The following is a 13,971-nucleotide window of genomic DNA, read 5'->3' on the forward strand; positions in this document are numbered from 1 at the left end:
GTGCGGGTGGGGCCGACGCGTCTGGTGGGCATCGGGTGGTGGCCTTCGTTCCGGCCCCGGTCGGGGCGTCAGTCGGGGGGTGAGAAGCGATATCTGGGAATGCGCTGGTCAGAGTGAAGCACCGGGTCGCTGAGGTGGTGTTGCGCCCGTGTTGCCTTGTGTGACTTTTGGATCAGGTGTGCGTTCCTCCCCCTGGTGGCGGATCTGATCCGCTGTTACGTTCTGCTCGCTCGGTGCCGAATTGGCTGCCCACGCTCAAGCCCCGTCACACCTCGCGCGCCCCAACTCGCGTCACCAATCCCAGGGGGACCCTCATGGACGCTTCCACCACGGCCCGCCGTCTCGGCCGGGCGACCGCCCTCGCCGTCGCCGTCGCGCTGGCGGTCACCGCGTGCTCCTCGGGCGGGGGCGGCTCGGCCGGCGACGTGGCCAAGACCGAACCGCCGGGCACGGGCGCCAACGACCTCAACCCCAAGCCGTCGGACCAGCTCAAGGACGGCGGGGAGGTGCGCTTCCCGCTGTACCAGTGGATCACCCAGTGGAACCCGCTACAGGTGGACGGCTTCTACGGCTCCGCGGTCTCGATCATGCGCAACCTGGAGCCCTCGCTCTTCACCACGGACGCCGCCGGCACCTTCCTGCCCAACCCGGACTACCTGGTGGACGCCAAGGTCACCTCGACCTCGCCGCAGGTGGTCACCTACAGGCTCAACCCCAAGGCCAAGTGGTCGGACGGCAAGCCGCTCGGCTACCTGGACTTCAAGGCCGACTGGCAGGCCGCGAGCGGCAAGGACCCGGCGTACAACGTCTCCGACCCGTCCGGCTACGAGCAGATCTCCGCGGTCGAGCAGGGCGCCGATCCGACCGAGGTGAAGGTCACCTTCGCCGAGCCGTACGCCGACTGGCAGAACCTCTTCCGCCCGCTGATCCCGGCGGCCGGCATCTCCACCCCGGACGACTTCAACAAGGGCTGGGTGGAGAAGATCCCGATCACCGCGGGCGCGCTGAAGGTCGGCACGGCGGACAAGACCGCGCAGACCCTGACCCTCGTCCCGGACCCGGCCTGGTGGGGCACCAAGGCCAAGGTCGACAAGATCACCTTCCGGGTGATGTCCCAGGCGGCGACGACCCAGGCGTACCTGAACAACGAGATCGACTACGCCGCGGCCGGCACCGCCACCGCGTACGGGCAGCTCAAGAACGCCAAGGACACCGTGATCCGCAGCGCCAGCCCGTGGGACGAGGTGCACATCTCCTTCGGCGGCTCGGGCGCGCTGGCCGACCAGAAGGTCCGCCAGGCGCTCGGCAGGGCGCTGGACCGCTCCGCGCTGATCAAGATCGCCAACAACGGGGTGCCGGTGGAGTTCAAGCCGCTCGGCAACCACATCTTCATGCCCAACCAGACCGGCTACCAGGACACCTCCGGCGAGTGGGCCAAGTTCGACCTGGCCGCCGCGAAGAAGCTGCTGGACGAGGCGGGCTGGAAGGAGGCCGGCAGCGGTCAGCCGCGCACCAAGGACGGCCGACCGCTGGAGCTGCACTGGGTGCTCAACGACTCCACCCCGCAGGCCCAGATCGACCTGGCCACCGCGGCGGTGGCGATGTGGCAGGCGGCCGGCGCCAAGGTCAGCCTGGACAAGGTGCCGGCCAACGACTTCTTCACCAAGTACGTGAACCCGGGCAAGTTCGAGATCGCGAGCTGGCGCAACACCGACTCCTTCCCGCTGTCCAAGAGCCTGAGCAACTTCCGGCTGCCGGTGGGCGACAACAGCTTCAGCAACCCCTCGCGCCTGGGCAGCCAGGAGATCGACGACCTGCTGAAGAAGGCGGCCGGGGCGGTCGACCCGGCGGAGGCCGCGAAGCTCTACAACCAGGCGGACGCGAAGATCTGGGAACTCGGCCACACCGTCGAGCTCTACCAGCGGCCGGAGGTGGTGGCGACCCGCAAGGGCCTGGCCAACTACGGGGCCTTCGGCCTGGCGGGGGAGGACTACAGCAGGATCGGCTGGGAGAAGTAGGAGTACCCGCCGCCGCGACGAGGAGGGCCGCACGGCAGGCGCTGGCGAGCAGCGCGGTGATCACGAGGCCGGTGGCGCGGACGCGGGAGGATCGGCTCTGCCGCCCCCGCTGTCCCGCCACCCGCCTTGACCTTCCGCGTTGCCCGCAGGCCGCCCGTGTCGTGGGGCCCGGCCGGGCCCGCGCTCTTCCAACCGGGAAGAATCTAGCGGCGCCCCGCCCGCGCGCGACGCAGCGCGCGGGGCGCGCCCGGAAACCCGCCGAGGTGTCACCCGGTTCGCGCACCGGAGCGTCAACTGCGGCTGACGGTAAGGAAAAAAGGGACATTCAGGGCTCTCGTGGCCCGGGGTGCGCGGGGTTCACGCCGCACGCCCGAGCGTGCACGCGGCCGAGCCCGAGCGTGCACACGGTCGCGCCCGAGCGCGCACACCTGCCGCGCCGGTGCGTGCGCCGGGCCGGGCGCGCTGCCAGGATGCGCGGGACGATCCCCCGACTCCCGGAGCCGTACCGATGGCCAGTGACCCCGCCGCCGCGGCACCCCGCAGCCACCCCGTCGATCCGCCGCCGGTGCGCCGGATGGTCCCGCGCGACCGGCACGAGCCGCACCGGGTCGCCACGCCGCTGGAGCTCTTCTTCGACCTCTGCTTCGTGGTCGCGGTCGGCCAGGCCGGGCGCGAACTGGCCCACGCGCTCGCGGCCGGACACTACGGCGACGGCCTGCGCGGCTACGCGCTGGCCTTCTTCGCGATCTGGTGGGCCTGGATGAACTTCACCTGGTTCGCCTCCGCGTACGACGTCGACGACGTGCCGTACCGGGTCACCACGCTGGTGCAGATCGCCGGGGTGCTGATCCTCGCCGCCGGGGTGCCCCGGCTGTTCGCCACCCAGGACCTGACGCTGGCGATCGCCGGCTACGTGGTGATGCGGCTGGCGATGGTCACCCAGTGGCTGCGCGCGGCCGCCAGCGAACACGGCCCGGCACGCCGGGTCGCGCTGGGATACGCGGCGGGGATCACGCTCTGCCAGGTCGCCTGGGTGGTGATGCTGTTCCTGCCGCAGGGCGCCCGGCCGTACGCCGTCCCGGTCGGGGTGCTGTGCGAGCTGGCCGTGCCGGTGATCGCCGAGCTGCGGCTGCAGACCTCCTGGCACCCGCACCACATCGCCGAGCGGTACGGGCTGTTCACCCTCATCGTGCTCGGCGAGACGGTGGCGGCGGCGACCGTCGCGGTGCAGTCGGCGGTGGACGAGCACGAGGGGCTGGGCCGGCTGGTGCCGGTGGCGGTCGGCGGGCTGCTGATCTGCTTCGCGGCCTGGTGGATCTACTTCGCCCGGCCCGTCCACGAGCACCTGCGCTCCAACCGGCAGGCGCTGGTCTGGGGCTACGGGCACTACCTGGTGTTCGGCTCGGCGGCGGCGATCGGCGCCGGGCTGGAGGTGGCGGTGGAGTCGGCGGTGCACAAGGCGCACGTCTCCGCGACCGCCGCCACCGCGACGGTCACCGTGCCCACCGCGCTCTACCTGGCCACCGTCTGGTTCCTGCACTCCCGGCACACCAAGCGGGGCGCGGTGGCCCAGGCGCTGGCACCGGTCGGGGCCGTGCTGGTGCTGGCCTGCACCGCGCTCGGCGACTCCGGCGTGCTCGCGGCGGGCCTGGTCTGCGCGCTGATGGTGGCGGTGGGCGTGCTGATCCACGGCCGGGAGAGCAGGCGGGCGCGGGAGGGCCGGCCGACCCGCGGCGCGGAGACCGCCGGCTAGCCGACCCGCTCCAGCAGCACCGGCTCGTGCCGGGCCAGCCAGTCCAGGTAGGCCGGGTTGTCCTTGGCCAGATCCAGGTAGGCGGCCCGCAGTTCGCCGTACAGCGCGTCCAGCGCGGGCGGGCTGAGCACCCGCGGACGCCAGGTGAACAGCAGCCGGACGGCCAGCGGGTCCCCGTGCACCGGGCGGACCACCGTGCCGGGCCCGGGCAGCGAGGTCGGCTGGCAGGGGCGGACGGCTTCGCCGGAGGCGACCAGCTCGGCGGCGGTGGCGTTGTCCCGCACCTGCACCACCCGGGGGTTGAGCCCGGCCTCGCTGAACACCCGGCGCATGGCCGCGTACTCGTGGTCGGCGGTCGGGTCGACCATCCAGGTGTCCTCGGCGAGGTCGGCCAGGTGGACGACCGGCCGGGCGGCGGCCGGGTGCCCGGCGGCGAGCGCCACGAACTGCGGCTCCCGGGCCATCAGCACCCGCTGCTCGGCGTCCGGCGGTACCCGCAGCGGGAAGCCCTCGCTCTCGTGCACGAAGGCCACGTCCAACTGGTCGGCGGCGACCATCCGCAGCAGCGCGCTGGCCGAGATGTCCACGTGGATGGTGGTGTCGGTGTCCGGCAGCCGCTCGTGCACCCGGCGCAGCCAGGCCGCGACCGCCCGGTTGCCGACGCTGCCGATCCGCAGCCGCCGCTGCCGGCCGGCCCCGGCCGCGTCCCGCGCCTCCTGGCGGGCGGCGGCCACCAGGGCGGCCATCTCGGTGATCACCGGCCGGGCCCGGGAGAGCACCGAGTGGCCGAGCGCGGTGGGCCGGCTGCCGGTCTGCTCGCGGGTGAACAGGGTGCCGCCGATGGCCCGTTCGATGCGGTGCAGCTGAGTGGTGAGGGAGGGCTGGGTCATGCCGAGCTGGAGCGCGGCCTTGCGGAGGCTGCCGGTATCGGCGATCGCGCACAGCACCCGGAGGTGTCTCACGTCGAGCTCCACGTCCGGAGCATAATCGCCGCCGCACTATCTCGCCAAGGACATGACAGGCAATCAAAGGCATGCCGACGGACCGACCGGCTCGGAGCGCGGCGCGACCGTCCGGCGGAACGCGCCGCGAACGGGTCCCGAACGGGGCCCGAACGGGCCGCTATGCGGCCGGGCTATCGCCGGTTGGCATCATCCCCGACGGCCCCGGGCGGGTCGAAGCTCGGGGGACAGCAACCCGCCCCGGCCGCGCCGCCGGGGCGGCCCCCACCGTGCGCCGCCCCCGGGCCCGGCCCCCACCGGCCCCGGCGAGCCGGCGCACCGCGAAACCGGAGCCCCCACATGAAGCGATCCGTGCTGTCCGCCGCCCTGGGCCTCGCCCTCGCGGCCGGCCTCGCGACCCTGCCCGCCACCACCGCCACCGCGGCCCCGGCCGCCCCGGCCGTCCAGGGCTACACCCCCTCGACGTACGCCGGCTCGGCCGTGGAGACCGCGGACAACCAGGCCTTCTTCCAGGCCGTGATGGCCTCGGCCAGGGCCCGGCAGGCGGCGAACCCGTGGCTGCTGACCGTCACCGTCACCTACGACACCGCCAACGCGCCCTCCTTCACCGGTCAGATATCCCAGGCCGCGCAGATCTGGAACGGCTCGGTGAGCAGCGTGCGGCTCCAGGAGACCAGCGGCTACGGCGACTTCTCGTACTACGAGGGCAGCGACAGCCGCGGCTCCTACGCCAGCACCGACGGGCACGGCCACGGCTACGTCTTCCTCGACTACCAGCAGAACCAGCAGTACAGCTCGCTGCGCGTGGTGGCGCACGAGACCGGACACGTGCTCGGCCTGCCCGACGACTACTCCGGCCCGTGCAGCGAGCTGATGTCGGGCGGCGGCCCCGGCCCGTCCTGCACCAACCCGTACCCCGACGGCAACGAGCGCGGCCAGGTCGACTACCTCTGGGCGAACGGTCTCGCGGCGCGCAACTGACTCGGCCCGCAGGCGGGTTCGGAGCGGCGGGCCGCTCGGCCGGAATCGAGCGGCCCGCCGCTCCGGGTACTTCCCCGATCGGGAGCCTAGCCGCCGCCGGAACGGAATGCCAGGGGCACGATTGAGTCAAGACGAGGAAAAGACAGCTCAATTGGGCTCCACGGCAGGGGTATTGGACGGTGTTATCGCGGGTTGGCATCATCCGCGCGCGCACCGGGTTGCCCGAAGCTCTGGGGACACCACCCGTTGACCAGGTGTTCCCCCGGGCCGACCCCCAACCGGCCACGGCACCTCAGGAATCGGAGCCCCCACATGAAGCGATCCGTGCTGTCCGCCACCCTCGGCCTCGCCCTCGCGGCCGGCCTCGCGGTACTGCCCACCACCGCCGCCGCCGCGGCTCCGGCCGCTCCGGCCGTGCAGGGCTACACCTCCTCGACGTACGCCGGCTCGGCCGAGGAGGCCGCCAACAACCAGGCCTTCTTCCAGGCCGTGATGACCTCCGCCAAGGCCAAGCAGGCCGCCAACCCCGGCCTGGCGGTCGTCACCGTCACCTACGACGCCAGCTCCGCCCCGACCTTCCGCAACCAGATATCCCAGTCGGCGCAGATCTGGAACAGCTCGGTCGCCAACGTCAAGCTGCAATCCGGCTCGGCCGCCGACTTCCGCTACTACGAGGGCAACGACAGCCGCGGCTCGTACGCCAGCACCGACGGCCACGGGCGCGGCTACGTCTTCCTCGACTACCAGCAGAACCAGCAGTACAGCTCGGTGCGCGTGGTGGCGCACGAGACCGGGCACGTGCTCGGCCTGCCGGACCACTACACCGGTCCGTGCAGCGAGCTGATGTCGGGCGGCGGCCCCGGCACCTCCTGCACCAACCCCTACCCGAACAGCACCGAGCGCAGCCGGGTCAACTCGCTCTGGTCGCGCGGCTGACCCGAGGGTCCGTCCTCGCGGTGAGCACCCCGGACCGGCCGCCTCGGCGCGGCCGGTCCGGGCCGTGTTGCTGTGGCTGCGGGTCGTTGTCGGTGCCGCGTGCGAGCATGCGGGCGAGACCCGTCCGCCCCGACCGCCAGGAGCCACCGCCATGTCCCGTGCCGTCCCCGACCGGCTCGCCGACCTCCCGTACGCCGAGCTGCTGCGCCCGCACACCGGGCCGCTGCGCAGCGACGAGCGGTACGACACCGCGCACTTCGACGGCGGCGAGCACACCGACGAGTCGGGTGCCGGCGCGGCGTTCCTGGAGTGCGCCTTCACCGGTGTCGCGCTCAGCGGGGTCAAACTGCGCCAGGCCCGGTTCAACGAGGTGTGGGTGCAGGCCGGCCGCTGGGTCGCCTGCGACCTCAGCGACTCGGAGTGGCAGGACAGTTCCTTCGTCGGCGGGGTGCTCGCCGGGGTCGCCGGGTACGGCTCGGCGCTGCGCCGGGTGGTCTTCCGGGGCTGCAAGCTGGAGGCGGTCAACCTGCGCTCGGCCGTCCTGCGGGACGTCGTCTTCGAGGACTGCCTGCTGCGCGACGTGGACTTCGGAGAGGCCAGGCTGACCGAGGTCTCCTTCCCCGGCTCCACGCTGGAGGAGGTCCGGCTGCGCGGCGCGACGCTGAGCCGGACCGACCTGCGCGGCGCCGTCCGGCTCGGCCTGGCCGACGGCCACCAGGGACTGCGCGGCGCGGTCATCAGCTCCACCCAACTGCTGGAGCTGGCACCCCAGTTCGCCCACGCCCTGGGGATCGACGTCAAGGACCGCTGAACACGCCCCACAACCCCGCCGCCCGTACAGCCGGGCGTCGCCCGGTGACGCCCGGGCGACGGTCCGCCAACCCTGCCGCGCAGGCCCCGACCGGCCGGGTGGGCGGTCGGGGCCTGCGGCGCCCCGCGGACGCGAGTTCGAGGACAGGCGCCTACGTCCAGGGGGAGGACGGGAACCAGATGTAGCCGAGCCGGCCCAGGATGCGCAGGTCCCAGTACACGACGGTGAAGACCCCGGCGACCAGGAAGGCCGCGGCGGTCAGCACGCTGATCCGGGCGGGCCCGGCCGCCAGCCGGCGCTGGAGGCGCCCGCCCACCCCGTAGGTGAGCAGCACGAACAGCAGCGCCATGACCGCGATGTTGCCGATCGACTGCAGCAGGAACGCCCCGGCGCCGTACACCGGGTTGTGGGTGTTGGCGGCGTGCCGGAAGAGGTCGCGGAAGAGCGGGTACGGCCGGCCCACCAGGAAGCCGCCGATCAGCGCGCCGACGAGCACCAGCGGCGCGTTCGGGAAGCGGCGGGAGAGGCCGGCCAGCGGGTCCCGGACCAGGCCGACGGCGGCCAGGCCGAGCACGATCATCACCAGCCCGATCAGGCCGAAGGTCGTCATCGACTGGATCGACCGGGGCGTCAGGCCCTTGGCGGCGGCCGTCGAGAACTGCGGCATGTGCGTGCCGACGAGGCCGACCAGGGCGCCGTAGGCGGCGGAGACCGGGGCCATGCCCGCGAAGATCCAGCCCAGCGGCCGGGCGACGTGCAGCAGCCTGCCGCGCAGCGACGGCGCCTGTCCGACCAGCGGGCCGACCGCACTGAAGGCCGCGATGTTGCACGCGGTGAACGAGCCGGCCAGTCCGGTGACGAAGGCGAACAGGATGCCGGAGAGCACCCCGCTGATGGGGGTGTGGTGGGCGTCGTGCCCGAGCAGGGCGTCGGCGCTGCTGAAGCCGATCTCGTCGTCGACCAGCTTGGCGTTCCAGGCGTACGCCAGCAGGAGTCCGCCGACGGTACTGAGCAGCACGGTGAGCCAGCGGCGGCGGGGGAAGTCCCCGGTGACGAACAGTGAGGTGCGGGAGGCGGGGCGGCGCGGAGCGGGGTCGGCCAGGGAGTTCGGCTGACCCGACGCGAAAGTGCTCATGGCAGTGTCTCTCTTCGGCAGGGGACCGGTGCTCGAGCGCTGACATCCTGCCGGTGCGGCCGATCGGCCGCTTCTTCCATCGTGCCCTGTCGGTACGCCGCCGGACACCGCCGCCGGGCGCCCGCCCGACGGCGCCGTCCGCGCGGGCTCAGTCCTCCCGGCCGTAGCCGGAGTCGACGATCCGCTTCGCCCCCGCGGCGTAGTAGCCCGGGTCCTCGGGGAGTTCGGTGGCCAGGCCGTCGACGTACCGGTTGTACATGCAGAACGCGGCGGCGATCAGCACGGTGTCGTGGATCTCGGTGTCACCGGCGCCGGCGGCGCGGGCGGCCGCCACCGCCTCCTGCGAGACCGGGCCGACCTGCTTCTGCACCTCCCCGGCGATCCGCAGCAGGGCGCGCATCCGCTCGGTGAGCGGCGCGGCCGAGGGGTCGGCCAGGGCCGCCTTCACCAGGTCCTCGCCCCCGTCCAACTGCGCTGCGGCGAAGGCGCTGTGGGCGCCCTCGCAGAAGCGGGTGCCGTTGAGCCGGGAGACGTAGGCGGCGACCAGCTCGCGCTCGCCCCGGCTCATCGGGGCCGGGGCCCGCAGCAGCGCGTCGGCGAGCATCCCCAGCGGGGCCGCGGTGTCCGGACGCAGCGACAGCAGGCCGCTGATTCCCGGCAGTCCGTTGTCGATGGCGATGTGCGGCACGGAGTACTCCCTTGTCTGGGGAAGGGCGGACGACGCTCCATCGTCACGGGTGCCGGGCCGGGCCGCCAACTCCGAGATTGTCCTGGAACACCGCCGGCCGCTCAGACGAACGGGCCGCGGGGGAACCACGGGTCGTGGACCTCCCGGGGGCCGTCCGGGGTCAGCAGGGTGAGGCTGTGGGCGCCGGAGGCGTACTCGGCCAGCTGCACCGCGCCGTGCCTGGTCTCCAGTTCCGCCTGCACGGGCAGCGGCAGCTTGGTCAGCGCCCGCCGCAGTTGCAGCGCGTCGCGCCGGCTGATCGGCTGCGGGGAGCGCAGCACCAGCCGCAGCGGGCTGAGCGGCCCGGCCACCGGCACTCCGCTGCCCAGCTCGTAGCCGACCGCGCCGATCGGGCCCCAGGGCAGCCGGTGGTCCGCCACCATCCGGTCCACCTCCGGCAGCAGGGCCAGCGCCGGGATGCCGGCCAGCCGCTCGGGGGCCAGCCGCGCGCGCCGTTCGACGAGCTGCTCGGGCCGCAGCGTCCGGGCCACCGCCGCCCAGGGGGCGAGCGCGTCCAGCCGCTGCCCGGGGCGCGGGCCGCGCACGGTCACCGGGAACCACAGTTCGGGCGCCGCCTCCGGGTCGCGGGTGCAGCGCTGCGGGTGCGGCAGGTCCACCGGGTTGCCGACCACGGCGGGTGCCCGGCCGACCGTCACCCAGGGGTACGCCCGCAGGACCGCCCGGGCCCAGTCCGGCAGTTCGCCGCCCGCCAGGGGCCGCAGCGAGCCGGGGCACTGCATCAGCAGCAGGTCGTGGTTGCCGGGCAGCCGCCCGTCCAGCGCGGCCAGCGGGCCGACCCGCCGGCGCGGTCCGTCGTGCGGGTCCTCGGCGGTGCGCCGGGCGTGGCTTCCGGGATGTGCGACGGTCACAGCGGGCTCCAGAGGGTGGCGTCGATTTTCGCCGACGGCCCCACTGTCCGCCCGTCCGGGGGCCCGCGGCTACGGCCGTTCGGCGCGTCCACCAGGGACCAAGGGCTCAAGGTGCGTCCGTGGGCACCCGGTGTGAGAGTGGGGGCAGCCCGGTATTCCGACCTTCCGTCCATCCCGTTTGGAGGAGTCATGGGCATCTTCGACAGGTTGTTCCACCGGCCGCAGCAGGAGTCCACCGGGCAGGACGAGGCCCGGCGCGCCGCCCTCGCCCACGAGGAGGCCGCCGACGCGTACGGCGACGAGACCGAGCGCGGCCGGGACCAGCGGGACCGGATCGCCCAGGAGGAGGCCGACCGGCGTGCCGCCGAGAACATGACGGCCGAGGGCGACCCCTGGGACTGAGCCCGGGGATCAGTTCGTCCGCGGCGGCAGCGGCGGACGCCGCAGGTCCGGCCGGGGCGTGGACTCCGGCGGGGGCGCCGCCGCGGGCGCGTCCTCCAGCAGCTCCAGGGCCAGCTGGACGGCGGCGACCAGCTCCGGGTGGCGCCCCCGCGCCCAGTCGCGCGGGGTGCGCAGCACGTGCACGTCCGGCTCCACGCCCCGGTTCTCCACCGACCAGCCGAGCCCGCCGCCGAACCAGGACGCGTTCTTCGGCACCGAGATCTGGGTGCCGTCGCCGAGGGTGTGCCGCCCGCTCATCCCGACCACCCCGCCCCAGGTACGGGTGCCGATCACCGGGCCGAGCCCGAGCAGCTTGATCGCCGCGATGATCACGTCGCCGTCCGAGCTGGTGGCCTCGTCGGCCAGTGCCACCAGCGGTCCGCGCGGCGCGTCCCGGGGCCAGCGCACCGGCCGACGGCCCCGGCTGAAGTCCCAGGCCAGGACGGACCGGGAGAGCTTCTCCAGCACCAGTTCGGAGACGTTGCCGCCGGCGTTGCCGCGGACGTCCAGCACCAGCGCGGGCTTGTCCAGCTCGCGCCGCAGGTCCCGGTTGAACTGTGCCCAGCCGGAGCCGCCGAGGTCCGGGATGTGCAGGTAGCCGCACCGCCCGTCGCTGAACTCCCGGACCAGGGTGCGCCGCCGGGCCACCCAGTCCTGGTAGCGGATGGGCCGCTCGTCGGTCAGCGGGGTGACCACGATCCGCCGCACCGGGCCGTCCGGGCCGCTGCGCAGGGCCAGTTCCAGCGTGGTGCCGCCGGTGCCGGCCAGCAGCGGCAGCGGTCCGCGCAGCGGGTCCACCGGCCGGCCGCCGACCTCCAGCAGCTCGTCGCCGTCCCGGACGCCCTGGGCGGCCAGCGGGGCGCGGGCGCGCGGGTCGGAGCTCTCGCCGGGCAGCACCCGGTGGACCAGCCAGCGGCCCTCGGGGGAGCGGCGGGCGTTGGCGCCGAGCAGGCCGAGCGGCTGCTGGGCGAGGGTCGGGCCCTCGGCGCGCCGGGAGGGGGTGACGTAGGCGTGCGAGGTGCCGAGTTCACCGAGCAGTTCGCGCAGCAGGTCGGCGAAGTCGTCGGGGGAGCAGACCCGTTCCAGCAGCGGCTCGTACTGGGCGACCAGCGCGGGCCAGTCCAGGCCGGACATCCGCTCGTCCCAGAACTGGTCCCGGACGATCCGGGCGGCCTCGTGGTAGGCCTGGCGCCACTCGGCGGCCGGGTGCACGGTGTGGGTGATCCGGCGCAGGTCGACGGTGGTGCCGGCGGCGGGGGCGGCGACCGGGACCACCCGCAGCGTGCCGGCCGAGTAGACCGCGATCGAGCCGCCGTCCCCGGAGACCGCGTAGCCGTCCAGCCGGTCGACCAGGGTGCTGCGGGTGCCCCGGGCGAGGTCGAAGTGCTCCAGCGCGGGGCGCCCCGAGGTGTCCTCCGGGCTGGCGAAGGTCTGCCCGAGGGTGCCGGAGATCGGCCAGCGCAGCCAGACCAGGCCGCCGCGCACCGCGTCGGTGGCCGAGTACTTGGAGGCGATCACCGGGAACTGGAGCAGCCGCTCGCCGATGCCCTCCGGGTCGACCCGGACGGTGCCGTCGCCGCCGCCGTCACCGTGCGGGGGGCCGTCCTCGGCCGGGGCGGCGAACGGCGAGGGGGTGTCGGCGGCGAGCGGGACGAGGTACGGACGGCAGCCGACCGGGAAGGAGAGGTCGCCGGTGTGCACGTCGTGGACCGGGTCGAAGCCGCGCCAGGACAGGAAGGCCAGGTAGCGGCCGTCCCGGGTGAACACCGGCTGCTCGTCCTCGAACCGGCCGTCGGTGACGTCGGTGGTCGCCGCGGGGGCGTCGGTGCGGGTGAGCCGGATGCGGCGCAGCGAGCGCCCGGCGACCGGCTCGGACCAGGCGATCCAGTGCGAGTCGGGGGAGAAGCGGGCGCTGGAGCACGGTCCGTAGCCGGAGGCGGCCAGTTCGCGCACCTCGCCGTCGGCGGCGGAGACCAGCAGCAGTCGCCCGTCCGAGGTGGTGGCGGCGAGCCGGCTGCCGTCGGGGGAGGCGGTGAGCTCCAGGACGCGGCCGATCCGCCCGGCGGCGAGCACCCGGTGGCGGTGCTTCTCCGACCCGGGGTGGCCCGGCGGCTCGGTGTGGCCGGGCAGCGGCACCACCTCGATCGCGTCGGCGCCCTCGGCGTCGGTGATCCAGGCCGCCTCCCCGGTGTGCCCGAGCACCACCGGTAGCCGGGTGCGCACCCCGGGGGTGTCGGCCAGCACGCGGGCCGGGCCGTCCTTGTGGGTGAGCCAGTACTGGCTGCCGCGCACGGTGATCACCCCGGCCCGGCCGGTCTGGTCGCAGGCGAGGTCCTTGACCTGGCTCGCGGCGTTGACCTGGTACGGGCGGCGGCCGGCCCGGGCGCCGCCGAGCGGGACGCGCAGCCGGCGCGGGGCGGGGGCGTCCAGGCCGTCCAGCAGCCAGAGGTCGCCGGCGTGCTGGTAGACGATCCGGGTGCCGTCGGTGGCGGCCTCGCGGGCGTAGTAGGAGGCGTGGTCGGTGTGCCGGCGCAGGTCGGTGCCGTCCGGGCGGCAGGAGTAGACGTTGCCGATGCCCTCGTGGTCGGAGAGGAAGGCGATCCGCCCGCCGACCGGCATCGGGGCGGCGAGGTGTCCGGTGTGTCCGGGCAGGATCCGTTCGCCGTCCACCCAGAGCCGGCCGGTGGCGCCGCCCCGGTAGCGCTTCCAGGCGGCCGGCTCGTGCGGGGCGGTGCCGGTGAGCAGCACGGTCCGCTCACGGCTCATCTGGGCGTCGCCGACCGGCCCCCAGGGCATCCGGCGGCCGGGGGAGCCGTCCGGCGGCAGGGCGTGTGCCCAGGTGTAGTGGCCGAAGGGCTCGTGGTAGGAGGTGACGGCGAGCACCTCGCCGTCCGGCAGCCAGCCGCGCACCCGGGTGTCCTGGCTGCCCCAGAAGCTGAGCCGCGAGGCCTCGCCGCCCTCGACCGGGGCGGTCCACACCTCGGGGGTCAGGGCGAGCCAGCTGGTCCAGGCGAGGGTGGTGCCGTCGGGGGAGAAGCGGGGGTGGCTGACCCGGGTGCGGTCGCAGCCGACCCGCCAGGCCCGGCCGGTGGCGGTGCCGTCGGCGTCCAGCGGGGCGATCCAGACGTCGTCCTCGGCGGTGAAGGTGAGCAGGCCGCCGTGCAGGTGGGGGTGGCGGAGGTAGCCGGGCGGGGTCACCCCTCCATCCTTCGACGGGGTGTCACCCCCGGCAACCGGAGGAGAGCGGGAACCGGTCTGGACCATTGACACCGCGCGGCCGGATCCACTTCAGTGGTCTAGTCCAACTAGGGTGCCAGGCCGGGCCGTTCCCCCCCACT

General features: G+C 74.2%; 11 protein-coding genes. 6 read left to right on the forward strand and 5 right to left on the reverse strand.

Annotated elements, in window-relative coordinates; genetic code table 11:
* Positions 1 to 314 precede the first annotated feature (314 nt).
* Both ACZ7RU_RS27240 and ACZ7RU_RS27245 read left to right on the forward strand, forming a co-directional pair.
* Positions 315 to 2,018: an ABC transporter family substrate-binding protein gene (locus ACZ7RU_RS27240; RefSeq protein WP_470343590.1), complete on the forward strand. Its 1,704-nt coding sequence runs from the start codon at positions 315 to 317 to the stop codon at positions 2,016 to 2,018.
* 508 nt (positions 2,019 to 2,526) lie between these two features.
* On the forward strand, positions 2,527 to 3,771 hold the full coding sequence (locus ACZ7RU_RS27245; protein ID WP_470343591.1) for a low temperature requirement protein A: 1,245 nt from the start codon (positions 2,527 to 2,529) through the stop codon (positions 3,769 to 3,771).
* Here the strand turns inward: ACZ7RU_RS27245 and ACZ7RU_RS27250 are convergent.
* Complete coding sequence (locus tag ACZ7RU_RS27250) at positions 3,768 to 4,745, reverse strand: LysR family transcriptional regulator (protein WP_470343592.1); 978 nt, start codon at positions 4,743 to 4,745, stop codon at positions 3,768 to 3,770. The two genes, ACZ7RU_RS27245 and ACZ7RU_RS27250, sit on opposite strands and share 4 nt — an antisense overlap.
* Before the next feature lie 327 nt (positions 4,746 to 5,072).
* On the opposite strand from ACZ7RU_RS27250, the gene snpA (ACZ7RU_RS27255) reads away from it, so the two are divergent.
* The 3 genes from snpA (ACZ7RU_RS27255) to ACZ7RU_RS27265 all read left to right on the forward strand — a co-directional run bounded on the left by snpA (ACZ7RU_RS27255) (position 5,073) and on the right by ACZ7RU_RS27265 (position 7,461).
* A complete protein-coding gene (snpA, locus tag ACZ7RU_RS27255; RefSeq protein WP_470343593.1) occupies positions 5,073 to 5,714 on the forward strand; it encodes a snapalysin in 642 nt (213 codons plus the stop codon).
* Between the two features lie 312 nt (positions 5,715 to 6,026).
* Positions 6,027 to 6,650, forward strand: a complete 624-nt coding sequence (gene snpA / locus ACZ7RU_RS27260) for a snapalysin (RefSeq protein WP_470343594.1) — start codon at positions 6,027 to 6,029, stop codon at positions 6,648 to 6,650.
* Between the two features lie 151 nt (positions 6,651 to 6,801).
* Positions 6,802 to 7,461, forward strand: coding sequence for a pentapeptide repeat-containing protein (locus tag ACZ7RU_RS27265; protein WP_470343595.1), 660 nt, complete (start codon positions 6,802 to 6,804; stop codon positions 7,459 to 7,461).
* Positions 7,462 to 7,612: 151 nt separating this feature from the next.
* Here ACZ7RU_RS27265 and ACZ7RU_RS27270 read toward each other — a convergent pair whose 3' ends face one another.
* The 3 genes from ACZ7RU_RS27270 to ACZ7RU_RS27280 all read right to left on the reverse strand — a co-directional run bounded on the left by ACZ7RU_RS27270 (position 7,613) and on the right by ACZ7RU_RS27280 (position 10,192).
* A complete protein-coding gene (locus tag ACZ7RU_RS27270; RefSeq protein ID WP_470343596.1) occupies positions 7,613 to 8,596 on the reverse strand; it encodes a hypothetical protein in 984 nt (327 codons plus the stop codon).
* A gap of 148 nt (positions 8,597 to 8,744) precedes the next feature.
* Positions 8,745 to 9,284 carry a carboxymuconolactone decarboxylase family protein gene (locus ACZ7RU_RS27275; RefSeq protein WP_470343597.1) on the reverse strand — a complete coding sequence of 180 codons (540 nt, stop codon included), beginning with the start codon at positions 9,282 to 9,284 and terminating at the stop codon, positions 8,745 to 8,747.
* A gap of 101 nt (positions 9,285 to 9,385) precedes the next feature.
* Entirely contained in the window at positions 9,386 to 10,192 is an 807-nt protein-coding gene (locus ACZ7RU_RS27280; protein ID WP_470343598.1) for a phosphoribosyl-dephospho-CoA transferase MdcG domain-containing protein, read from the reverse strand.
* 189 nt (positions 10,193 to 10,381) lie between these two features.
* On the opposite strand from ACZ7RU_RS27280, the gene ACZ7RU_RS27285 reads away from it, so the two are divergent.
* Positions 10,382 to 10,594 carry a hypothetical protein gene (locus ACZ7RU_RS27285; protein ID WP_470343599.1) on the forward strand — a complete coding sequence of 71 codons (213 nt, stop codon included), beginning with the start codon at positions 10,382 to 10,384 and terminating at the stop codon, positions 10,592 to 10,594.
* A gap of 9 nt (positions 10,595 to 10,603) precedes the next feature.
* Here the strand turns inward: ACZ7RU_RS27285 and ACZ7RU_RS27290 are convergent, their stop codons facing one another.
* Positions 10,604 to 13,831, reverse strand: a complete 3,228-nt coding sequence (locus ACZ7RU_RS27290; RefSeq protein WP_470343600.1) for a S41 family peptidase — start codon at positions 13,829 to 13,831, stop codon at positions 10,604 to 10,606.
* Between the last annotated feature and the right edge of the window lie 140 nt (positions 13,832 to 13,971).

The organism is Kitasatospora sp. NPDC114501, from assembly GCF_055633695.1.